Here is a 21,631-nt window from a genome sequence, read left to right on the forward strand (position 1 = left end):
CAGTCAAAATGTGATAAATAAAATATATTAAAAATATTATCGTGATATAAAAATTATATAGAGATAAGTATGGACTCGAAGCACCTCAAGCACTTTGTTGCTGTCGCACAACATGGGCATTTCACTCGAGCAGCCAAAGCACTACATATCGCACAGCCGGCTTTGAGCATTTCGATAAAAAAGCTGGAACAAAGTCTGGGAGTCGAACTGTTTCGACGTGAAGATCGGCAAATATCGCTCACCGATGAAGGCGAGGTTCTGTATGAGCACGCCAAACGTATCTTACAGCAATTGGAAGATGCTCAACTTGCGATTGATGAGCTCAAAGGGCTTGAAAAAGGTGAAGTTCGGCTTGGTGCACCAAGTATGATGGGATCCTATTTCTTTCCACAGGTACTGATGGCATTTAACAGCCGTTATCCCAATCTGAAATTAACTTTGGTCGATGCGGGCACTCGAGATATTCGCAAGATGCTACTTAACGGCGAGCTCGATATTGGTGTGATTGATGATGAAAATGTGCCTGAAGACCTAGAAACCGACCATCTTTTGCAAGTGGAAATGTTGGCCGTTGTTGCCAAAGAGCATGCATTCGCAAAACAGAAATCGGTCGGCTTCGAGGATTTTTTTGACCATGAGCTGGTGATGTTTAAACAAGGTTATTTTCACCGTAACTTTCTCGAAGAAAAGGCATTGCAGTGCAGCAAAGAGATGCGCTTCTCTTTTGAAACCAATCTGTTGCCAATGATTCTAAGCATTGTAAAACACGAGTTTGCGATTACGGCACTACTTGAATTAGTGACCCAAAATGAGAAAGAGGTGGTTGGAGTACCGTTTGAACCAAGAGTCAAAATCGATCTATTACTGGCGTGGCGAAAGGATGGATACTTATCTATGGCGGACAGAACGTTTATTGATTTTGTTAAGCAATACGCCTAATGCTCTAATCTCGTTGTGAATATCACACTTTGCTATTTCCCTATCGCACTAAGCCTAGGTTTGAAGTAATTTGAGGCTATCAATCTATGTTTTGAAGGGTAGGGAAACCATTCTATGCAAATAATTATCAACCAGCTCGCTTTAGAAACAGGTACCAATCGACTCGAAATCGACGAGTGGACGATTAACCATGGACAATCATGGGGCGTGTTCAGTACCGAAGGCGATATTGGGTCCGCATTAGGATGTCTACTTACGGGCGAATATACGGTGTCGGAATCCATGCTTTCAGCAAGCGAAGGAGGCATTGCTCAAGTTTCGCTGGTTGAACAGCAACGATTATTGGAAGAGGAAATCGCCAATGATGAGACAGATTTTTTAGATAGAATTGATACAGGCACATCGGTTTACACATTGATTTATCGTCAGTGTCATTCTGAGTCGGTGACTAAAAACCTGCTTGAAAAACTGGATCTTTGCCACTTAGAAAAAAGCGGTTTCCGCGTGCTGTCGACGGGAGAAACTCGTCGTGTAATGCTTGCCCGTGCATTGGCAACACAGCCACAACTGATTGTGCTTGATAACCCCTTTACTGGCCTCGATGTCGCCCACAGAGCATCGCTAGCCGACTATCTGTATGAGTTATCGAAAACTATCCAGATGATTGTTACTTTCAATCGTGAAGAGGATATACCAGCATGGGTTGAGCAGATTGCGATGTTCAATCACGGCAAACTTGAAAGTGTTATGCCAAAGAGTGAATGGGAGTCGCATCCTGTCATTCGTCAGATTAAGGCACAGTCTCAAGAGCAGAGCGAACAGATGCTGGCATTAATCCACCGCTACCAACATAGCCACCATTTCGATAACCCGGTATTTGAAATCACACAAGGTCAAGTCGCGTACACGGATAAAACAATCTTTACGGGCTTGAACTGGCGAATTGATAATGGACAACATTGGCAAATCAAAGGGCCAAACGGCTGTGGAAAAAGTACATTGCTTGGGCTCATTTTTGGCGACCATCCGCAATGTTATTCCAATGACATCCAGATATTTGGCAAAAAGCGCGGCTCTGGTGAATCTATTTGGGAAATAAAAAAGCACATCGGCATGGTGTCGTCTGCTCTGCATCTCCAATACCGTGTCAGTTGTAAGGCACTAGAAGTCATTCTTTCGGGCTTTTACGACTCAATTGGCCTTTACCAGCAACCCTCTAAGAAAGAGATTCAGGTTGCTAAAGAGTGGCTGGAAATTCTCCATATGAGCCAGTATGCCAACATCTCGTTTAGAGAACTGGAATATGGTCAGCAGAGATTGCTGTTGATTGCTCGTGCGATTGTTAAACAGCCCGCGCTGCTGATATTGGATGAGCCATACCAAGGGTTGGATTATCTAGGAAGGCGGCTGGTAAAAAATACTCTAGAGCTGATTGCTAAGGAAAACTTAAGCCAACTTCTTTATGTTTCGCATTACCAAAACGACAAACTGGAAAGTATTGTCAATGAGGTCGAGTTTGTGTTTGATGAAACTGCCCATTGCTACAGAGCGAATGTTTCATCAGGCGAGACGCACTAACATCTTGGTTTATCAGCGATAACTCGTTCCATACGAGCTAGCTAGGTTAAGTAACAGGTAGCTCGATTCACACCATTTATGGTGTCGAATATTCCACCTCTTTGCCTTTGAGTTCAAGTTGATGAGCGGCTTGAGTTAAATCACCACCTCCATTACTGTCGCCAAAACAGACGACTGTGCCATTTGTTTTGAGTACAGCGAATGCGGTATCGGTAGCATAGACTGAATGTATATTGCTAAGATCAACGTTGGATGAGTTAGCGCCAAAATATGGATGCCCCCACGTTAAGACCGTTTCATCCTTCATTAAGGCGAAGAAAGCATGACCGTTGGTGAAGAGTTTTTCCACCCCTTGCGAGAAATCTATGGTTGAGGAATCTCCTCCTGCGCTAGCGGGTCCCCACGATACGACCGTACCGTTGAGTTTAACCGCTGAGAATGCTTGTTTGGTGGCTGAGATCGATGTTACTCCGCCGGAAAAGTCGACACCGGTTGAGTTTCCACCGTGAGCCGCGTCTCCCCATGTGATCACTGAACCATCTTTCCTTAGCGCAGCAAACGCTTTCTTTGTTGCAACAACGGTTTCTACGTTACTGATTTGGCTCACGACACCGCCATATGAGGGGTGCCCCCACGCAGTAATAGAACCGTCGTTTTTTAGTGCGACAAATGCACCGTCATTTGAAAATATATCAACAACAATGTCGTTAATTTGAGTCGGTTGGCGCCCTCCAGTATCAGGGTGCCCCCATGCGACGACAGAACCGTCGTCCAGCAAAGCGGCAAACGAAGCATCCGTCGCGAAGACCTTTTTTACCGTGCTGTTGAAGTGAACACCATTTAGATTTGCTCCAGTAAAGCTATTGCCCCATGCGACAACGCTTCCATCAGTTTTGATTGCGACGAAGGATGCGTCATTGGAGTATATCGATTCAATGTCCCTTGAAAGATCGACATTAGAACTGTTCCCACCGCTATTGGCACTTCCCCAAGTGACGACGCTACCGTCATTTTGCAGGGCGGCAAAGGCATAATCATTGGAGTAAATAGTGTTGACACCACTCGAGTTAAAGCTGACCTGACTACTGTTGGCGCCGAGTGTGTTGTCGCCCCATGTAAAGACTTGCCCCTTGTTATTCAGTGCAGCAAAAGCGCCTCCAGTGGAATAGATGCGTTTTATATCCGAAAGATCACGGTTTAAACTCCCGCCATAATAAGGGTCTCCCCAAGTCACGACCGTCCCGTTTCTCTTTAGTGCGGCGAAAGCTTTAGCGTTGCTATAGATAGTTTCAATGAGGTCTTCAGGTGGAGCGTAGTATTTGATTAGCGGAGAACTGACTTCGTCATTGGCGACGGTTAACTTAACTCTTTTGCCAAAGGTTGCCACATCGATTGTTTTAATCGGCCCAAATGATACTGAGTCTGAATGATCAAACGTACCGTCGTTGTTGCTATCCGTTTCCCACTGGTAGTCAAAATCTTGGTGAGTGCAGATATGACAAAATGCTTTGACACCTATATAGCCAGTACTGGAATTGCCGTACCAAGCACCAAATTTATTGATCTCTATGGGGGGAGGCGGCGTAGGCTTTTTAGGGGGCACAAGGGAGACTGGCTCACTGCTGCCATTACAACCTAAAATGATCATGGGGACGATAATAAACAACAAGCCTATTCGGTTCATATTTTTGGACCATAAAATCAAAACACCAAAAGTATGTGCCGTTTTTAGGCTGCCAATGTTTCAGTTGAGTAACGTCTCGCAGGCATTTAACGTTTATGTCTAACTCAGTGCTGTAAATCTTGAAGAGACAACGACTTGAGTTGTATGACTTGCATGGGTAGAGTGTTTGTTGTTGGTGCTAATAGGGTCAATGGCTGTGAGCCAAATCTGTCCATCAATGAATTAGAGCGGAGAGTAAAATGATTAGCTGCAACGATTATGACTATATCGAGATAGTGTGTTTGTACCGTTATCCTGTTCGTTTGACGCTAACAACAGGTCAAAGCATGGAAGGTATTGCTCGTGATACTGCTCGCAATCAGGACAAGCAAGAAGTGATTAAACTCGACGTAGACGGTGTCGAGCACTTGGTCGTACTCGACGAAATTTCATTAATGGACGTCTTGGTGGCGAATCCGCACTTCGCGCAAAAACGCTTTATCTAACCCTTGGAGTTATACATCTTTTCAAAGTTGTTTGGGTTCCAACCAATCATATAACGGTCTCCAATCTTCAAAACCGGCAGTGAGCGAGCGCCTATTGCATCCAGCTCTTTACGACCACGCTGCATTTTGGCATTGGTTAAACGGTACTGATAGCCTTTCGAATCGAGATAACGCTGAGCGTCTTTGCAGTGAGGGCATTTGTCTTTTACATACAGTACGAGTCGTTTCATCTTGTGTTCCTAGGCAGATATTCAGCGCAGAGTTTAATGAAAAGACCGTGAATGGCAAGTGTGAATAGGGTAGACTTATGCCCCTTTTGTAGACCAGACTTCGCTTTGTGTTAAATATGAATCCTTCATTACGCTACATCCAAGGTTATCCTGAACATATCGTGACTCCCGTTAGCCAATTGGTGGAGTCTGGACGTTTAGTCGCTTGGTTTGAGAAACGCTACCCCGATAATCATACAATCAAAAGTGAAAAAGCGTTGTTTGAGTATGCTTTAGCGATCAAAAACCGCTATATGAAGAAGACAGCTCCGTTGAGTAAAGTGGTCTACGATAACAAGATTCATCTGATAAACAACGCGCTTGGGCTACACACTTATGCCAACAAGATTCATGGCGGCAAGATCAAATCTAAAAACGAGATTAGAATTGCCAGCGTGTTTAAGAATGCGCCGGAGCCGCTTTTGCGTATGCTGATCGTTCATGAGTTGGCGCATTTTAAAGAGAAAGAGCACAACAAGGCGTTCTATCAGCTTTGTTGCCATATGGAACCGGAATACCATCAGCTGGAGCTTGATGCTCGTTTGTTTATGATTTACCTAGAAACAGTGAACCGCAATTAATCGTGATGACTCGTCGAAATAACAATACTAAGTCCAGCAATGATATGGGCCAAACCAAACCAGCATTATCAGAGACTAAAGTGATTAAGCGCCCAGCGAAAGCGGGTCTGCACAAACGAAATCTGCATAATGGACGTTACGATTTCAAAGCGTTGACCGATGCATTGCCTGAATTAAGCGCGCACATAGTGAAAAACCCGAAAGGGGAGGCAAGTATTAACTTCTCTGACCCCGTCGCGGTTAAACTGCTTAATAAGGCGTTGCTGGCGCACCATTATTCTGTGACTCAATGGGATATTCCACACGGTTACCTTTGTCCGCCAATTCCTGGTCGCGCTGATTATGTTCATCGATTAGCCGATTTACTGGCTGACGATTGCGGGCAATCTGTTGCGAGGCGCGTTAATGCTCTAGACATCGGTGTCGGTGCAAACTGTATTTATCCAATTGTGGGTGTCACCCAATACGGTTGGTATTATACGGGGTCGGACATTGACCCAGTATCGGTCAATAACTCGAATCAGATTGCAGCCAATAACGCGGTGCTTAAAGATAAGATCGAATGCCGCTTACAACAGAACAGTCGTTATCTGTTTAAAGGAATCATCAAACCGGGCGAGTTTTATCACCTCACAACGTGCAATCCTCCGTTTCATAAATCTCTCGAAGAAGCGCAGCAAGGCAGTGCGAGAAAGATCAGTAATTTGTCTGCGAACAAGGCTAAGCGTGGTCAGGGTAAAACCCAAGCGACGGAAAAAGGGCAACCGGTTCTCAACTTCGGTGGCCAGCAGGCCGAACTGTGGTGTTCAGGAGGAGAGGCCGCCTTTATCAAAAACATGGCTTTTGAAAGTCGTGAGTTCGCGCACCAAGTGCTGTGGTTTTCTACGCTAATCTCTAAAAAAGACAACGTTCGTTGGATGCGAAAGAATCTTGAAAAAGCCGCCGCGACCGAAATCCATATTGTGGAAATGAGTCAGGGACAGAAAAACAGTCGCTTTATCGCCTGGACATTCCAAACTCAAGAACAGCGTAAGCGTTGGTTGACGTTGAATAAATAAGCCGAGGTCTAGGAGGGCATATGGAGTTTGAGATTTATATGCCTTGTGAACCCGTATGGATATGTGACAGTTTCCTGTTACTGTTCGCTGTGCTGTTTATACTTGGGCTTGGCGGTTTTATCTTATATTCTTTACAAAGAGTATCTCAAGATTCATCGCGCTTCAGATGTTAGACGGCGTAGACAAACGCACCATTCACGTCGTAAACGTTAGTGCAAAATTCGCAAATCAATCTCCGTTTGTCCTTGAGCATAAAGTGCCCGTTGTTGATTTAGTTTATGGGTAGCCTGTAGCCATAGTTCATTCGCTCCATACCACTTCTGGTATTGATTTAGCCGTCTCTGCGCCTCAACAAATGCAAAATTGGCTATTTCTATCTCTGCCAAATAGAGTAAAGCGCGAGGTTTGTCGGGTTGATGTAAGAGCGCTTGCTGGAGATACAGCCGAGCTTTGTGTATCTGTTTTGCTTGAAGAGCGCAAAACGCCGCGTTCTCATAACTATCGCCAATGTTGTAATAGTCAGGAGAGCGAATGGCTTGCAGAAATCGCTCCTCTGCTTGTTGGTAGTGACCTTGCTCACAGAGATATGTCCCATAGTTGTTGAGCACGTCGCCGTTATTTGGGTGCTCGCGAACGGCTTGTTGATAGAGTTGATTAGCGTTTACGTCTTCGCCCACTTTAGCGAGATAACGGGCAAATGCGAGTTGAGCTCGGTAGTACTTGGGTTGGTATTCGATCGCTTTGTTGAGGTTTTGTCTCGCTTTAACGTAGTTGCCTTGTTCGAGATAGCCTAACCCAAGGGTGATTCTCGCGTCGGCGCGCTGCTTAGTGACTAGGGCATGGTTTGTCTGTGATTGAATGCATCCGAATAGCATCAATGTAGATAAGATGAGAATACGCATTGTGGCTGAAGTCGTGTCGAAGTCGATGATTTAGCTAAAACGACAAATGCCTAACGTGCAACGGACGGTGGCTAACGATGGAATGTAGGAAATGGGAAATGAACAAAATAATGTAAATGGGGAATGACAGAATAGGTCATTCCCCATTTAATTTGCTCGCAATTATTCGTCTTTGGTGAAATTCGCTTCACTGAAGTGTTCGAGATCGTATGGCGTTTGCTGGTAGACACAATAATTGAGCCAGTTCGAGAACAACAGATGCCCATGACTGCGCCAACTCGCACAAGGCTTGTTGTCTGGATTATTGTTGGGGTAGTAGTTAACCGGAATCGCGGGCTCCATACCTTCGCCTAAATCGCGAATATACTCTTGGTGCAAGGTGTGCGAATCATATTCTGGGTGGCCAGTAACAAACACGTTACGTTTATCTTTAGTCGCCGCGAGGTAGACGCCAGCCACATCGGAAGTCGCCAAAATGTCTAAATCGGTGTGTTCTTCGAGATACTCTGGCGAAAAATCGGCGTAGCGAGAGTGTGGAGCCAAGAAGGTATCATCAAAGCCACGTAACACTGGATGGTAAGGCTGGTGGATTTTGTGATGGTACACACCAGAAAGCTTCTCTTTACGCGTTCGTTTTGGAAGATCGTAGAGAAGTTTTAGACCTGCCTGCGCAGCCCAACAGACGTAGAGTGTTGAAGTTACATGGTCTCTTGCCCAGTTCATTATCGATTGCAGATGCTCCCAATAAAGCACATCCTCAAATTGAACTAAGCCCAATGGTGCACCAGTAATGATCAGCCCATCAAAGTTGCGATTTTTGACCATTTCAAATTGGCGGTAGAAGTTGTCTAGATGTTCTGTTGGCGTGTTCTTACTCGGTCTATCATCAATGCGTAAAAGCTCGATGTCTACTTGGAGTGGGCTGTTTGATAGCAAGCGTAAGAATTGCGTTTCAGTCTCAATCTTCTTAGGCATAAGATTGAGGATCAGAACCTTTAGCGGTCGAATTTCCTGAGTCGACGCGCGTGATTCTGGCATGACAAAGATGTTCTCAGTGCGTAACACGTCAGAAGCAGGTAGTTGATCGGGGATCTTAATAGGCACAGCTTTCTCCCTAAGCTTGATTGTGGACGTCTATACTTCCAAACTTAACCCAATCACACAGAGATGTCGATAGCTATATCGAGCCAATTTATAATATGATTCATAGCAATGAACACAAACAATGTGAAATATGACCGTTAAACTGACGCTGATTCGCGGGCTGCCAGGCTCAGGGAAAAGCACTTTGGCTCAGACATTCAACGCACAACATCTAGAAGCCGACATGTTCTTTATTGAACCGTCTGGAGAATATGTTTATCAACCAGACAAAATTGCCGATGCTCATCAATGGTGTCAAGCGATGACAGAGCAGTGCCTGAAAGAAAAGCGAGATGTCGTTGTATCCAACACTTTCGTTCAGCGCTGGGAAATAGTGCCGTATTTCAATATGGCTAAACGCTATGATGCTGAGTTTGAAGTGCTTGAATGCACCAATGATTACGGCAACATTCACGGTGTGACGCAAGAAACGATCAATAGTATGAGGAAACGGTGGCAATCATGGCGAAACGCACGCCAATCGTCGAAATGACTTCTTATGGAATCTATCAAGGCTGGGATTCCAAATCTAAAAACCTACCAAAAATAGCACAGTTCACGACCAAGGTTGTTGCCGAAGAGGGGATCGAATTTGGTTTTATTGTAAATATTAAAAGAGCCAAAGGAGAGGTGATCGAGTTTTGCATCGACCACCCAGGAATAGTGGGTAAAAAAGGCCAAATCCTCGAACCTTTTACCGGCGATATGCATGTTGGGAGCAATGATTGGGACTTCTACTTGGGGGATACCATACAGTTGCTTGGTGATATGAACGGATATGAATCAAATCTCGGCAAGTGGCGTATGACCATCTCGATGAGGGACAATGTTGTTGCTGACAAAACGTTTGAACTTTACGCACGTGATGAGGGAGAGTTCTGGAAGCAAAGAGGTTTTTAAGCGACGGAGCCACAGAGTATTGGCATTGCGAAATCGTCTGATTCATTAAAGATTAATAACTTAGATGTATATCAAGCTAAACATAGGCTATTTTTACTAGACTAGATGGTTAATAAAGAATTACAAAAATAGTCAATGAAGCAGATGCGCTTGCTAAACCTTAATCTACAAACGAAAACCGCCCTGTACTTTTTACTAGGTCTTTTGGGTGTCACGCTGAGCTGCCTTTATATCACACGTTACTTCTTCGTTGTTAGCCTGAGTAATTTGGAAACAATGGAGTCGAATCGAGCCAGTCAACAGGCTCAGCATGTCATTGCGATGATGAGTGACAAACTGGCAGAACACTCTTATGACTGGGCCTACTGGGATGAGAGCTATGAAGTTCTCCTTGGCGGCGATCTAAAAGGTTACCGTGAACGCAACTTAGCACCAGAAACTTTGGATGCACTTAGCGTTGATCTTATGTTGCTCACCGATCTGCATGGGCAGGTCGTGGAAGGGATTTCTCTGACTGAAAGTGAGACTCAGCTGTTGGTTGAGTCGGTCGCGACAAATGAGAGAGTCGTCAAACATATCAATTCGATGAATCGAGTGTTGGATAGTGCCAGAGATGGTTTGAGTGGCCTGTTCTCGGTCAATGGTGACGTTTGGACACTTGCAGTTACTCCAGTGAGAAACAGCGATGGTACCTCAGCGTCGTTAGGTTGGTTGATTTGGGGACGCAATCTCTCTGTCAGATTTCCTGGAGACTTTAAGTCAATTCTTGTCGCTGATAACCAAATCGTGAATGTGGATAGCATCACTTCAACGCCAGATGTGGACTCTAGATCCAAAATTGACAAGACCGAGCAAGCCATGACCCAACTGGCGGACTTACACGGAGTTTCGGGGCAGGTTATTGCGCAACTAGAAACGACCATCGAACGTGTTCATTTTCAGAAAGGGAACGTGCTGTTCACCTATTTGTTCGCTGCCGTAGCGATTGCGACAATCGTTATTTCATTGATTACTTATCTTACATTTAAGCGCCGCGTCGCGGTTCGTTTCTCTGACTTAGAGAAAGATATTGATGCGCTTTTTTCTGCCTATCAACTTGAAGGTCTTGATCAGCCTAATAAAGATGAGTTGGATAGACTAACGAAGCTGGTTCAGACCCTCGCAAATAACACTTCCGCTACCCAAGAGCAGCTACTGGATGCCAAGCGGAAGTTCGATGCGTTGTATCAGAGTCGCACGACGGCAATTCTCTTGGTGAGAGCTAGGGTAATTGTCGATATCAACCCAACAGCATTAGATCTACTGAATTATCAGTACGATGATTTAATGAACCAGCCGCTCGATGTGTTGTGCCCAGATTCTGAGCAGCCTGAATGTCAAATTGACCGTATGTATCACAGCTTTAGGCAGGGGCAGACTCAGTTTGAAGCGCAGATGATTACCAGTAGTCATGAAAAGATAGACTGTAAAATTGAAATCAGCATGATCCAGTATCAGGGACAAAGTACGCTGATGCTGTCGATTGTTGATGTACGTGAACACAAACAACAAGCTAAGTTGATTGAGGATCTGGTTGAACGAGACCATCTATCGGGTCTATGGAACCGAAAATCCATTATGGAACAAGCCCGTAATTTACTCGGTATAGCACCCAATAGATTCTCGTTTATGTACGTATCCGTCCCTAATTTGTCTCATATCTCTGAAGTGTATGGTCACCAAATCTTTGATGCAGCGATGGAATTGATGGCCTTTAAATTTGGTGAGATGTTGACGCCATACCCAGTAGGGAGAATCAGTGAGCATGAATTCTTGGTGCTGATTGCCAATCGTCTCGATTGCGAGAAAGCGATTCATAGCGCTGAACAAATGATGATTGGGTTAGCTGACAAACATACCGTAGAAAATGTTGAGTTGGATCTGAAATGTGACGTTGCTTTTGTCAGCCCTGAAATTACTCATGAGCCCCTCGACACATTAATTCAGGCTGCGATTTATAGTATTACAACAGACAAAAGTGTCCGTAGACTCCCTAGTGTGGTCACTGTGAACAGCGAACTATTCGAATCGGCGAAAACAGCAGTCGCAATTAAGCGGGATTTAAGTGGTGCCATTGCGAATGGAGAAATCCTCGCGGTGTATCAGCCAATCGTTGAAGCCAGCAATGGTGAAATCAATGGATTTGAGGCTCTAGCGCGTTGGCAGCATCCTGATTTTGGCTTTGTGTCACCAGGTGTTTTTATTCCTCTTGCCGAACAGAATCAACTCATTATTGCGTTAGGTGAAAGTATCTTAGAGCAAGCTTGCGTGTTTATTCAGCAAGTCAATTTGATGCGGAAGCGAACTGGGCAGGCGATGCTGACGGTCCATGTGAACCTTAGTGCTCCACATTTCTATCACGCAGATTTACCTCAACTGTTGGTCAAGTTAATCGATAGCTATCAGCTGCAAGCCGGTCAGTTGGTGATTGAAGTCACTGAAAGCATGCTGATGAGTGGTGAGCAGGAAGTGATCAGTCGAATGGAGCAAATGAAAGCGCTTGGCGTGCTGTTCGCTCTAGATGATTTTGGCACGGGCTACTCTTCATTCAGTACGTTATGTAGCTTCCCATTAGATATTGTAAAACTCGACAAGTCATACATTGACCAAATTGAGCACAATGACAGAGCGAAGAGTCTGGTGCGAAACATTGCCAACATGGCTCAAGAACTTGGCTTGACCACAGTAGCAGAAGGCGTAGAGACGGCATCTCAGGTGCGTCGCCTCAAGAGCTGGAGCATCGAAGAAATACAGGGCTACTATTTCTACAAGCCGATGCCGAGCGACAAGATTTTTGAGTTACTCGATCGTTCACGTAGTTAGCTAAGTCAATGCACTAAGTCTCAATAAAAACGCCTCCAAACATGGAGGCGTTGTTGTTTTTACGTGCCGTGTTATCGACTTAAAGCAATACGCTGTTGGGCGGTATGTTTCTGATAGCTGTAATGGGCGAGAGCACACCAAGCGAATGCTTGAATCCACAGCTGACTATACAGCCCTCTGACCGTTTGCCAGTCACCACCCATTTGATTGATAGTCAGAAAGCTTTTAATTGCTGCTGTACTTGGAAATAGTTGAGCCAACCACACGATCGGGCTTGGAATCGCCTCAGTCGGCCAGATAAAACCGGCGCTGAAAACCAACGGCATCGAACTAATTAAAACCACTAGGGTCACTAATTCTCGTCGCGGTGTGACTGCACCAAGCCAGATACCAATCGCAGCTGAACCGAGCAAGAAAGGGAGCAGTAGCAAGATAATCTGACTTGCATGAGCGAGTTGATTCACTCCATGCATGGAAAAGCTGGCGCCAAAGTAGTACATACTCAAAAAGTAATAGATACCAATCAGCACTAGATAGCGTACAGAAAGTAATTTGAAAGGAGAAACCTGACTCCAATAACCTGTCCCATCGCGCTGACTACCGACCATCAAACCAGACGCCATTGCCAGGGTTTGCTGAAGAATTAGCACAAATACAGCCGGAACAACGTAGTCGACATAACCCATGGTTGGGTTAAAAGTCGGTTTTAAGTTCAATGTCGTGGCTGAATATTGATTGACGGCTTGTGAGAGTGGGTGTCCTTCAAGAACGAGTTTGGCCACTTTAGTTTGTGCAGATAATGTTCCGCCTGCTTGGGCTAAACCTTCTACAATTGTGCCGTACACTAAGAAATAAGAAGCATCGCCAGCGTAAGCAAGGGTTGGGCTTTTACCTAGCATCAAGTCTTTATAAAAATGCTCAGGAATCACCAAAATTCCACTGATCTCACCATTTAGAAACGCGGCGCGTGCATCTGCTATGGTGTGATCGCGCTGTACGACTTTAACCTGTGGTGTCGCGTCAACCATACGTTCAAGCTGATAACTGGTTTTGCTCTGGTCAAGATTGACGATACTAATCTTCTGTTCCCTTGGAGTCTGATGACTGTAGGGCAAAGGGTAGAGAAACGAGTAAAAAACAACGCCACCAAATACGGTCAGGACGACGACAGGATTCGTCAATATCGCTCTAATCTCTGATTTGACAAGTTCGAACAAGCTCATCGTTGCTCCTTACTTTGTGGCAATCCTGAATCGATGGAGAGATGCTTGTTAATCAGTAACATCACCATAAGCAATGGCACTGCGTAACCAAACATCGGCAGTAAATGTTGCAATGATGACATTGGCGGCAAACCATAACTGACCTGACTAACTTGTACCTCGATGTAGTGGCTGATTGGTAGTAGTGCTCTCCACGCCTGAGCAAGGCTGCTCATATCGGTCACAGGGAAGGTGATGCCCATGAAAGCGAAGCTAGGCGCGGTAAATGCTCCGGCAAAACTTATGGCACGAGCCGCATCTAAGGTGAGAAAGAAAAACAGGCTACCCATGATCATGCACGCGATAATCGTGACCCATTGAGCAAATACTAGGGTGACAAAGCTACCGTTCATCGGCCACTTAAAGCCGAGATAAAACCAGCATAGAAAGGCAAAACCTTGCAGTGCGAATACCCAACTGTACGGCAGTAGCGTGTTCAATAACGATTTGAATGGCTGAAGTTGTAGCCAAACTTTCAGCCCACGATCCCGAAGATTCGCTGACAGGATTAGGATGGTGCTGACGACAATAACGATTTGCCAAAGCGCAGGCACAACCGCAGAAACCAAAAACTGAGCGTAGTTGGAATTTTTGTTAAACAGTGGCGTAATTTGAGTTCTGATTGGCACAGCACTCGCCATTGCAGAAGCAAGAACATGGTTGCCTTGAGCTAAGTTACCAATGGTACTTAGCTGGGCGTTAAATGTACCTTGAGCCTGTAAAAAAGCGGAGTTTACCAGTTTTCCGATAAGGATCATCTGGCTGTTGTAAAACACACTGACTTGCGGCGCCAACTGTTTGTATGTGTCTTGCTCAAAGTTGTATGGGATAACTGCATAGGCATAGATATCGCCTTGAACTAGCGCTTGTTTTGCATCACTGACACTTTGGTATTCGCGTTGAATCGCCATACTTGAGGTTGCATCGTAGTATCGAATCAGCTGCTGTGACAACGCACCTTTATCCAGATTAACCACCCCAACAGGGAGATTTTGGGCTATTCCTTGCGAGAATATCGCCCAAATCATCACCGCAAGTAGAATAGGGATCCACGTCAGACTGGAGAGCAACCACTTGTCACGACGGATCACTGCTAACTGAGAGGTGTTGTGAATTTGCATATATTTTGCAACCGTTAGTCTAACTCGACGACTAAGCTCATTCCCATACGCAGCCCTTGCTGTGGCGTGGTAGGAATGGCTTCGACTTCAAAGGTGCGGAGATCAAACCCTTGTGAGGCATCAGTGGAGCGCCAGGTTGCGAAATCACCCATAACTGAAATGTGTGAGACCTTGAACTCCACTTGCTTATCAAGTGCTGGTAGGTAAGCGTTGAATGTCGCGCCTTTGTTGAAGTACTTCAGCCAGTCTTCTCTGACATTCAATACCGCCCATGAATCTGCTGTGTCAATCACAGTCACGACAGGAAAACCCTGAGGAGCAAGCTCACCACTTTGCAGCAGAACTTGTGAAACCTCACCTTTGAACCAACTCTTGATGGTGGTGTCTTGTGCATAGGCTTCAACTTCGGCTACTGCGCCCGCCGCCATGCGAGCTTTTTCGGCTGCCGCAAGTTTGGTTTCACTACGCGCACCTTCCTGAGCCAGTTTGTACATCTGGTAAGCCGCACTTTCGGTGTATTTTGCCGCATCCCATTGAGTCTTAGCTTCATCGCGCTTTTGTTCGGCGACGACACCATCTTGATAGAGATTGTTAACACGCAAGTAAGTCTTTTCCATTAACGCAGAAGCGGCTTTGGCTTTTTGCCATTGATCTTTAGCGGCTTGAATTTGCTGAATTCTGGCGCCTTTTTCAGCCTCCAACGCCATAGCATCAGCCGCTTTTTCACCCGCTTTCGCTTGTTCGAGCTTCGCTTCGATTTCAGGACTGTGTAGGGTGAAAATCAGGTCACCCTGTTTAACCTGATCGCCCTTACGGACCAAAACGTGATCAATGCGCCCCGGTACTTTGGAAGAGATGCTGTATTGCTGAGATTCAATCTGACCTTGCAAACGCACAGGTTTAGGCTGGTATGCTTGATAGAAACTATAGCCAATCCAAGATGCGACACCGAATGCAACGGCAGTGATCAGAAGTGGTTTTGCATTTTTCATCTTAGACCCTTTTATAAACGAGAAGTGTTGATAGCATTGTGTTGGTATTGGCTAAATGCGTCCATTTTGTTGGACAATGCCAGCAGTTTTGATAGCGAGATGAGGTAGTTAAAGCTCGCGACAGATTGCTGGGTTTGTACACTGGCCAGATAAAGCTGAGCATCAACCACGTCCGTTGATGTAGAAAGACCTTGAGAGAATGCGGTCTGACGAAGCTTAAGATTTTCGTTGGCCAAATCGAGACTTGAGGTTAATCCTTCCACCTCTTGCTGCGCTTGCAGAGCTTCAAGATAAGTTTTCTGGACAAGAACAGACAAGTCCTGCTTTGCTTGTGCTTTAAGGTAACGGACTTGAGAAACCGCACTGTGCGCGGCTTTTACTTGATCACTGCGACCTGAGTTTTCGATCAGCGGAATGTTGACTCCGACTCCCACCAACCAGTCCGGTTTCATTTGACTTGCCAATGAGTCGTCTTCGTGAAGACTATAATCGCCGTAAAGATAAACCTCTGGGTAGTACTTGCCTTGCTCTGCTTTGATCAAGCTTGATGCTTGCTTCTCTTTAGCGTCAAGTAGCGCTAAGCCAGGGTAAGTTGCCAGTGTCTGTTCGACAAATAGAGTTTGATCCGGCAAGTTCTGATTGACGAATAGCGTATCAGCGGGCTCAACGGTGGTGGTTTGGTTAAGGATTTTGGTCAATGCGGCGCGAGCAATTTCTAAACTCATTTGTGCCTTTTTGCGCTCAACCACTGCTTTGTCGAGGGCTGACTCTGCCTGAAGTCTTTCAACGCGAGCTATTTGCCCTTGTTGTTCCATCTTTACTGCATTGTCACGGTGTTGAGTGAGGCCTTGCTCGACAAGTTGGCGGGTTTTCACCACCTCTTGCGCCAGTACGACAGAAAAGTAATATTTACTCAAATCCTCAAAGCGCGCTTGTGTTTCCATCGCGAGTTCACTGCGGGCTTGATCTTTTTTGCCTTCCGCTGCCGATTGCGCAGCATTAATTCGACCACCAGTAAAAATAGGCCAAATAGCGCGAATTGAAGAAGTGAAGATATCGCGTTCGCTGATGGTTGATGTCACACCACCTAGCTGGGAGATCAGTGGAGTGAGCATAGGACCAAGTACAGGGCCCAAATTTGGCAGTGCCTGACCGGTACTTTCAACAAGTTGCTCACCAGAGACCGTGACGTCTTTGTCTAAACGAGTGAAATTGGCACCGATCAATACCGAGGGTAGATTGAGATTATCCGTTGCATTTTCGAGATGCTCATAACGTTCAACATTCGACCGTTGAGCCGCCAGTGAATAGTTCTCTTGCTGTAAGACCTGCCATGCTTGCTCAAAGCTTATGGCCGCAGAGTGCGAAACAGGGGAGTAGAGTCCAAGGCAACCAAGGAGCAGCGCAGCGGGACGCAACGACATAGTAATGTACCCTAATTATTAAAAAATAGAGTTTATACTCTAGTGTGCAGTGTGGCAATCGCAACGCACAAAAAAGGGGGCCGAAGCCCCCAAAAACCAACATAGGAATGTTACTCAGTTATTGTTCGACCTTACTTGGGGTCGGTTTTAGCTTTTGCAACAGCTTGACTAACACTGGGCTAAACAGAACAAGAGTTGCTAGTACAGTGAAGACCAGAGTGATAGGACGTTCCCATAGGAAGCTCAGTTCACCATCACTAATCATTAGTGCTCGACGTAAGTTCTCTTCCATTAGACCGCCTAAGATGAAACCAAGTAGCAGCGGTGCTAACGGGAAGTTGGCTAATCGCAAAGCAATAGCAGCCATGGCAATCAACAGCATCACAAACACATCCATAGTGTTAAATGACACTAGGTAAACACCCGTTATCGAGAAGAACAGAATCATTGGCAACAATACCGTTCTTGGCACTGCAAGCAGTTTAGAAATGTACGGGATCAATGGTAGGTTGAGAATAACCAGTACAATGTTACCAAAGTACATTGAGATGATAACTGACCAGAATACATCAGGGTGCTCTACAAACAGGCGAGGACCAGGTTGGATACCGTAAGCTATCAACGCACCTAGCATGATCGCAGTCGTACCTGAGCCAGGAATACCCAGAGTGAGTAGCGGTACAAATGAACCGCTAGACGCCGCATTGTTTGCAGATTCTGGTGCCACCAAACCACGGATGCTACCTTTACCAAATTGTTCTTTTTTACCTTTTGGTGCAAGGTTTCGTTCCATACCGTAGCTAAGGAAAGCGGCGATTGTCGCGCCTGCACCTGGTAATACGCCTGTAAAGAAACCAAGAATTGATGAACGAATTGAGACGGGAGCGACTTCCTTGAACTCCTCTTTGGTCACTTTCATGCTACCAATGTTGCTCATCTTAGCTTGCTCTTCCGCGCTGGTATCATTCTCTGGCTTTAGAATGCCCATCAGCGTTTCGCCCAGTGCAAATGTTGCCATCGCGAGCAATAGGAAGCTGAAACCATCCATTAGATCGGTAAGACCAAATGTGAATCGCTCAACACCGACACCTTTATCGATGCCGACGGTTGATAGCATCAGGCCAAGCACAGTCATCATCCACGCTTTGATTACCTGACCTTTACCTGCAAAGGCTGCAACAGCCGATAGACCAAGTAGCATCAGTGCGAAGTAGTCCGAAGACTGGAAGCTAAGCGAAACGCTGGCTAGAGCAGGAGCGGCAACAAGCAGCATGATGGCAGATAGCGTACCGCCGGTGAACGACGAGTAAGCAGCGAGTGCAAGCGCTTTACCAGCCTGACCTTTCTGAGCCATAGGGTAGCCGTCAAATGCGGTTACAACAGTTGAGGAACAGCCTGGCGCGTTGATCAGAATGGATGAAGTTGAGCCACCAAATACGGCACCGTAGTAAACACCTGCCATCAGGATCAGACCTGACGAAGGGTCTAAACCGTAAGTGATAGGTATCATTAGCGCGATTGCAGAAATAGGGCCGAGACCCGGCAGCATGCCAATAAAGGTACCGACGAAACAACCAACGATCACCATCATGATGTTCATTGGCATTACGGCAGTAGATAGGCCTTGTAAGATTCCATCTAACATAATGTCATTTCCTATAAATTACGACCACAAGCTGAAAATAACACCAGGCTCTAAGTAGATATCTAGGCCTTGGGTAAGAAGTAGGTAGAACGCAATAACAAATGGGAAAGAGGCACCAAGCAACACTTTCACACGACGTTCACCTAACAAATAGAAGCCAGCCAGCAAGAACAGACTGGTTGCTAACACAAATCCGATGTACGTCAGACCGACGCCATAAAGTGCCATTAACACTAAGAAGCCAATCAGCAGTTTCCATTTGAATTCAAGCACAGCTCCACTTTTAACATCAGGTTGACCCGTAACGAGCAGGATCAAAGAGAGTCCAACGCCAATAAAGGTCAATATGGTTGGTAAAGTACGAGCGGTGAACGGTTCATACTCATCACCAGGGAACATTGGGATTTGGGACGTTTGGTAGCCGTAGCAAAGGCAGACGATTAAAAAAATCATCGCACCGACACGGTCACGGCATAGGAGATTCTCTTTAGAGAAAAAGCTCCCGTTTTTGAAAGAATTCGTTGGCAAGTCCGACATATCCAACTCCATAAACGTAACAGGCAGGGGAAATAAAAAGCCGTACAAGAGAGTTAATGAGCATGTTTCACTAACAAATAAGCCATTTGCTGCTAGTCAAGGAGGCTTAACTGTTTATACATAAACAGAGGAGATTGTTTGTTACTCATGTACGGCGAAAGGGGAAGAGGGTGAGTTGTTCACCCTCAAACTAGGTTAAAAATCTATTTCAGGAAGCCTAGCTCACGCATTAGGTCCCCCATTTGCTTCTCTTGATCTTCAAGGAAAGCGTAGAATTCTTTGTCTGCTTTGTAGTTGTCGATCCAGCCGTTACGGTCACGAACCACTTTCCACTCATCAGTTTTGTACATCTTAGTAAGTGCTGCGTTCCACTCGTCGATCTTCGCTTGGCTAGCACCTGGTGCTGCAAAGAATCCACGCCAGTTAGCAAACACAGTTTCGTTGCCGTATTCCGTTAGTGTTGGGATATCTGGAGCCACTTCTAGACGCTTAGGAGCGGTGACAGCAAGAATTTTAACCTGACCAGATTTCGACATTTCTAGTACTTCGCCCAGACCAGTAGAAAGAAGCTGAGTTTCACCAGAAAGTAGAGCAGCCATGGCTTTACCGCCTGCATCGTACGCAATGTAACGTACTTTCTTCGCGTCGAAGCCTTCACCTTTGAATGCAGCAGCAACCACTAGGTGGTCCATACTGCCTCGTGCTGAACCGCCAGCAATTTTCACTTTACGTGGGTTCGACTCGAAATCTTTAACTACGTCTTCCCAAGTGTTGTAGCCAGAGTCAACGGCCGTCACGATTGCACCATAGTCGGCGATTGTTGCTGCAACTGGAGTTAGGTCGCGGAATGATTGAGGGAAAATACCAGTCAACGAACGAACGACGATCGGTGTAGAGTTAACCATCAGAGTATCTTCTTGACGCTGTGCTGTTTCGATTAGGTGTGCAATCGCTTTACCGCCGCCGCCACCAGATAGGTTCTGGAATGAGACATTTTCAACGATGTCAGATTTAACAAGAACATCGCCTGTACCACGAGCTGTCATGTCCCAGCCACCACCAGCGCCACCAGGGATTAGAAAGTGGATTTTCTCAACATCTGCTGCAAAAGCGTTGAAAGAAAAAGACGCAGCGATGATGGATGCTGCCAGTGTTGGTTTGAGTACCTTAAACATGATTCACGTTCCTTATGTGTACGCCTGTTCTTCATTGAGAACTGGCTTATCGTTATCAATTATCTGCTACCAAGGAAGGGATACTTGCTAGTAGATGAACATAAGGTTAATAGTGTGTTAAAACTTTGTCTGTAATGCGTTGATAAAAACAATATTGGGCATTTTGGTGGTTTTGTTCATAAAGTTCACGGCATGACGTCGTCAACCAAAAGTCGGCAAAACTGAGAAATAGGCAAGCCAGAGCCAAATCGATTAAGGTCAGTTGCTGATCCTTTTGTCACAATCGCTTGGCTATTAACCACGATAGCTTATTGGCTATCCACTATCAGTAGTTTGGCTGTGCGATAAGCGAAAGCCATGCTTTCCACTTCGTTTGGTCGCTGGATGAGATGATCGACAGAAGGAAGTACGACAAAGAACACCAGTGGTTCTGGATAGATGTACTTCCACGTATGGTCACTAGAGGACTTTTTGTATGCCTTGAGATTGATGGTCAGTACCAATTGTTCAGGGGCGAGTCTACTGCCTTTAAATTTACCCAGCTCGTGAACGGCTCCCCACAGAGAGTCTAATGAACGCTCATGGGTACTCTTGAGAAACATCTCTAACTGTAATGTATTCTGTTCATTCTGTTTTATCGTGCTAATGCGTTGGGTGAAACGTAGTCCTTGTTGAAAAGGGAGGTAATCTAGGGAATTGTCGACAATCTGATTTTGCTGTGGGCATAGCTGAACAGAATCGCTGGCTTGTTGGCTTGCATAAAGTTCACAGCTGAACTGTTTGATTATCTCTTCTAAAGCTAGATGAAATTGCTCACTTTTTAGATCTTCTACCGTCACCGCTTGGTTTTCTATCGCTTCAGCGAAGACCTGCTCGAAAGACTGATTCACACTGTGTTTGTCTTCAACCAGCACGAACTCGTTATGCACAATCGCCGCTTTGAGCACATTGTTCGATTCGATAACAGTGATGTCATCATCTGAGTACGTTACGTCTCGTATCTGGGGATAGTAGGGCTGACGTTCTGCTGGAGAAAACATCGAGCAACCAGCCAAAGTAACTACTGTTAACCCT

At 45.6% G+C, this 21,631-nt stretch carries 20 protein-coding genes; 8 read left to right on the top strand and 12 right to left on the bottom strand.

Going from position 1 to position 21,631, the window contains the following annotated elements; genetic code table 11:
* The first annotated feature begins 69 nt into the window (after positions 1-69).
* Both QTN95_RS07550 and modF read left to right on the top strand, forming a co-directional pair.
* Positions 70-939: a LysR family transcriptional regulator gene (locus QTN95_RS07550; RefSeq protein WP_138972271.1), complete on the top strand. Its 870-nt coding sequence runs from the start codon at positions 70-72 to the stop codon at positions 937-939.
* Positions 940-1,053: 114 nt separating this feature from the next.
* Positions 1,054-2,517 (top strand): molybdate ABC transporter ATP-binding protein ModF, encoded by a 1,464-nt coding sequence (gene modF / locus QTN95_RS07555; RefSeq protein ID WP_331417009.1) that lies wholly within the window; start codon positions 1,054-1,056, stop codon positions 2,515-2,517.
* A gap of 76 nt (positions 2,518-2,593) precedes the next feature.
* On the opposite strand, the gene QTN95_RS07560 is transcribed toward modF, so the two are convergent.
* Complete coding sequence (locus QTN95_RS07560) at positions 2,594-4,201, bottom strand: RCC1 domain-containing protein (RefSeq protein WP_331417010.1); 1,608 nt, start codon at positions 4,199-4,201, stop codon at positions 2,594-2,596.
* 239 nt (positions 4,202-4,440) lie between these two features.
* Here QTN95_RS07560 and QTN95_RS07565 point away from each other — a divergent pair, with 239 nt between their 5' ends.
* On the top strand, positions 4,441-4,686 hold the full coding sequence (locus tag QTN95_RS07565; RefSeq protein WP_331417011.1) for a Rho-binding antiterminator: 246 nt from the start codon (positions 4,441-4,443) through the stop codon (positions 4,684-4,686).
* Here the strand turns inward: QTN95_RS07565 and QTN95_RS07570 are convergent.
* The gene (locus QTN95_RS07570) at positions 4,683-4,916 is read right to left on the bottom strand and encodes a glutaredoxin family protein (RefSeq protein WP_269376835.1); all 234 of its coding nucleotides are present in this window, start codon (positions 4,914-4,916) and stop codon (positions 4,683-4,685) included. The genes QTN95_RS07565 and QTN95_RS07570 overlap by 4 nt on opposite strands.
* A gap of 116 nt (positions 4,917-5,032) precedes the next feature.
* On the opposite strand from QTN95_RS07570, the gene QTN95_RS07575 reads away from it, so the two are divergent.
* The gene (locus QTN95_RS07575) at positions 5,033-5,536 is read left to right on the top strand and encodes a M48 metallopeptidase family protein (protein ID WP_138972290.1); all 504 of its coding nucleotides are present in this window, start codon (positions 5,033-5,035) and stop codon (positions 5,534-5,536) included.
* Positions 5,537-5,541: 5 nt separating this feature from the next.
* Entirely contained in the window at positions 5,542-6,594 is a 1,053-nt protein-coding gene (gene rlmF / locus QTN95_RS07580) for a 23S rRNA (adenine(1618)-N(6))-methyltransferase RlmF (protein WP_443088859.1), read from the top strand.
* 209 nt (positions 6,595-6,803) lie between these two features.
* Here the strand turns inward: rlmF and pilW are convergent, their stop codons facing one another.
* Together pilW and metA are read right to left on the bottom strand one after the other, a co-directional pair.
* The gene (gene pilW, locus QTN95_RS07590) at positions 6,804-7,496 is read right to left on the bottom strand and encodes a type IV pilus biogenesis/stability protein PilW (RefSeq protein WP_331417012.1); all 693 of its coding nucleotides are present in this window, start codon (positions 7,494-7,496) and stop codon (positions 6,804-6,806) included.
* Positions 7,497-7,658: 162 nt separating this feature from the next.
* Complete coding sequence (gene metA / locus QTN95_RS07595) at positions 7,659-8,600, bottom strand: homoserine O-acetyltransferase MetA (RefSeq protein WP_331417013.1); 942 nt, start codon at positions 8,598-8,600, stop codon at positions 7,659-7,661.
* Positions 8,601-8,730: 130 nt separating this feature from the next.
* Between metA and QTN95_RS07600 the strand changes: the two genes are divergently transcribed.
* The 3 genes from QTN95_RS07600 (at position 8,731) to QTN95_RS07610 (ending at position 12,401) form a co-directional block, all read left to right on the top strand.
* Positions 8,731-9,132 (top strand): ATP-binding protein, encoded by a 402-nt coding sequence (locus QTN95_RS07600; protein WP_138972294.1) that lies wholly within the window; start codon positions 8,731-8,733, stop codon positions 9,130-9,132.
* Positions 9,102-9,539, top strand: a complete 438-nt coding sequence (locus QTN95_RS07605; RefSeq protein ID WP_138972295.1) for a DUF3859 domain-containing protein — start codon at positions 9,102-9,104, stop codon at positions 9,537-9,539. The genes QTN95_RS07600 and QTN95_RS07605 overlap by 31 nt, the downstream gene beginning before the upstream one ends.
* A gap of 135 nt (positions 9,540-9,674) precedes the next feature.
* A complete protein-coding gene (locus QTN95_RS07610) occupies positions 9,675-12,401 on the top strand; it encodes a bifunctional diguanylate cyclase/phosphodiesterase (RefSeq protein ID WP_331417014.1) in 2,727 nt (908 codons plus the stop codon).
* Between the two features lie 71 nt (positions 12,402-12,472).
* Here QTN95_RS07610 and QTN95_RS07615 read toward each other — a convergent pair whose 3' ends face one another.
* From QTN95_RS07615 to QTN95_RS07650, 8 genes are all read right to left on the bottom strand, one after another.
* The gene (locus QTN95_RS07615; RefSeq protein WP_138972297.1) at positions 12,473-13,624 is read right to left on the bottom strand and encodes an ABC transporter permease; all 1,152 of its coding nucleotides are present in this window, start codon (positions 13,622-13,624) and stop codon (positions 12,473-12,475) included.
* On the bottom strand, positions 13,621-14,784 hold the full coding sequence (locus QTN95_RS07620; RefSeq protein ID WP_331417015.1) for an ABC transporter permease: 1,164 nt from the start codon (positions 14,782-14,784) through the stop codon (positions 13,621-13,623). Before QTN95_RS07620 ends, QTN95_RS07615 begins: the two co-directional genes overlap by 4 nt.
* 14 nt (positions 14,785-14,798) lie before the next feature.
* Positions 14,799-15,776: an HlyD family secretion protein gene (locus QTN95_RS07625; RefSeq protein ID WP_331417016.1), complete on the bottom strand. Its 978-nt coding sequence runs from the start codon at positions 15,774-15,776 to the stop codon at positions 14,799-14,801.
* Positions 15,777-15,787: 11 nt separating this feature from the next.
* On the bottom strand, positions 15,788-17,200 hold the full coding sequence (locus QTN95_RS07630) for a TolC family protein (RefSeq protein WP_331417017.1): 1,413 nt from the start codon (positions 17,198-17,200) through the stop codon (positions 15,788-15,790).
* 118 nt (positions 17,201-17,318) lie between these two features.
* Positions 17,319-18,845: a tripartite tricarboxylate transporter permease gene (locus QTN95_RS07635; protein ID WP_331417018.1), complete on the bottom strand. Its 1,527-nt coding sequence runs from the start codon at positions 18,843-18,845 to the stop codon at positions 17,319-17,321.
* An 18-nt stretch (positions 18,846-18,863) separates the two neighbouring features.
* Positions 18,864-19,382 (bottom strand): tripartite tricarboxylate transporter TctB family protein, encoded by a 519-nt coding sequence (locus QTN95_RS07640; protein WP_331417019.1) that lies wholly within the window; start codon positions 19,380-19,382, stop codon positions 18,864-18,866.
* A gap of 203 nt (positions 19,383-19,585) precedes the next feature.
* Positions 19,586-20,557 (bottom strand): tripartite tricarboxylate transporter substrate binding protein, encoded by a 972-nt coding sequence (locus QTN95_RS07645; RefSeq protein WP_331417020.1) that lies wholly within the window; start codon positions 20,555-20,557, stop codon positions 19,586-19,588.
* 308 nt (positions 20,558-20,865) lie between these two features.
* A complete protein-coding gene (locus QTN95_RS07650) occupies positions 20,866-21,597 on the bottom strand; it encodes a hypothetical protein (RefSeq protein WP_331417021.1) in 732 nt (243 codons plus the stop codon).
* Between the last annotated feature and the right edge of the window lie 34 nt (positions 21,598-21,631).

Origin of the sequence: Vibrio sp. M260112, assembly GCF_036533775.1 — a bacterium.
Taxonomy (GTDB): domain Bacteria; phylum Pseudomonadota; class Gammaproteobacteria; order Enterobacterales; family Vibrionaceae; genus Vibrio.

Excerpts from the sequence above, each read along its gene's own strand:
- QTN95_RS07550 (WP_138972271.1), top strand. The coding sequence starts at position 70 with ATGGACTCGAAGCACCTCAAGCACTTTGTTGCTGTCGCACAACATGGG.
- modF (WP_331417009.1), top strand. The coding sequence starts at position 1,054 with ATGCAAATAATTATCAACCAGCTCGCTTTAGAAACAGGTACCAATCGA.
- QTN95_RS07560 (WP_331417010.1), bottom strand. The coding sequence starts at position 4,201 with ATGAACCGAATAGGCTTGTTGTTTATTATCGTCCCCATGATCATTTTA.
- QTN95_RS07565 (WP_331417011.1), top strand. The coding sequence starts at position 4,441 with ATGATTAGCTGCAACGATTATGACTATATCGAGATAGTGTGTTTGTAC.
- QTN95_RS07570 (WP_269376835.1), bottom strand. The coding sequence starts at position 4,916 with ATGAAACGACTCGTACTGTATGTAAAAGACAAATGCCCTCACTGCAAA.
- QTN95_RS07575 (WP_138972290.1), top strand. The coding sequence starts at position 5,033 with ATGAATCCTTCATTACGCTACATCCAAGGTTATCCTGAACATATCGTG.
- rlmF (WP_443088859.1), top strand. The coding sequence starts at position 5,542 with ATGACTCGTCGAAATAACAATACTAAGTCCAGCAATGATATGGGCCAA.
- pilW (WP_331417012.1), bottom strand. The coding sequence starts at position 7,496 with ATGCGTATTCTCATCTTATCTACATTGATGCTATTCGGATGCATTCAA.
- QTN95_RS07600 (WP_138972294.1), top strand. The coding sequence starts at position 8,731 with ATGACCGTTAAACTGACGCTGATTCGCGGGCTGCCAGGCTCAGGGAAA.
- QTN95_RS07605 (WP_138972295.1), top strand. The coding sequence starts at position 9,102 with ATGGCGAAACGCACGCCAATCGTCGAAATGACTTCTTATGGAATCTAT.
- QTN95_RS07610 (WP_331417014.1), top strand. The coding sequence starts at position 9,675 with ATGAAGCAGATGCGCTTGCTAAACCTTAATCTACAAACGAAAACCGCC.
- QTN95_RS07615 (WP_138972297.1), bottom strand. The coding sequence starts at position 13,624 with ATGAGCTTGTTCGAACTTGTCAAATCAGAGATTAGAGCGATATTGACG.
- QTN95_RS07620 (WP_331417015.1), bottom strand. The coding sequence starts at position 14,784 with ATGCAAATTCACAACACCTCTCAGTTAGCAGTGATCCGTCGTGACAAG.
- QTN95_RS07625 (WP_331417016.1), bottom strand. The coding sequence starts at position 15,776 with ATGAAAAATGCAAAACCACTTCTGATCACTGCCGTTGCATTCGGTGTC.
- QTN95_RS07630 (WP_331417017.1), bottom strand. The coding sequence starts at position 17,200 with ATGTCGTTGCGTCCCGCTGCGCTGCTCCTTGGTTGCCTTGGACTCTAC.
- QTN95_RS07635 (WP_331417018.1), bottom strand. The coding sequence starts at position 18,845 with ATGTTAGATGGAATCTTACAAGGCCTATCTACTGCCGTAATGCCAATG.
- QTN95_RS07640 (WP_331417019.1), bottom strand. The coding sequence starts at position 19,382 with ATGTCGGACTTGCCAACGAATTCTTTCAAAAACGGGAGCTTTTTCTCT.
- QTN95_RS07645 (WP_331417020.1), bottom strand. The coding sequence starts at position 20,557 with ATGTTTAAGGTACTCAAACCAACACTGGCAGCATCCATCATCGCTGCG.
- QTN95_RS07650 (WP_331417021.1), bottom strand. The coding sequence starts at position 21,597 with ATGTTTTCTCCAGCAGAACGTCAGCCCTACTATCCCCAGATACGAGAC.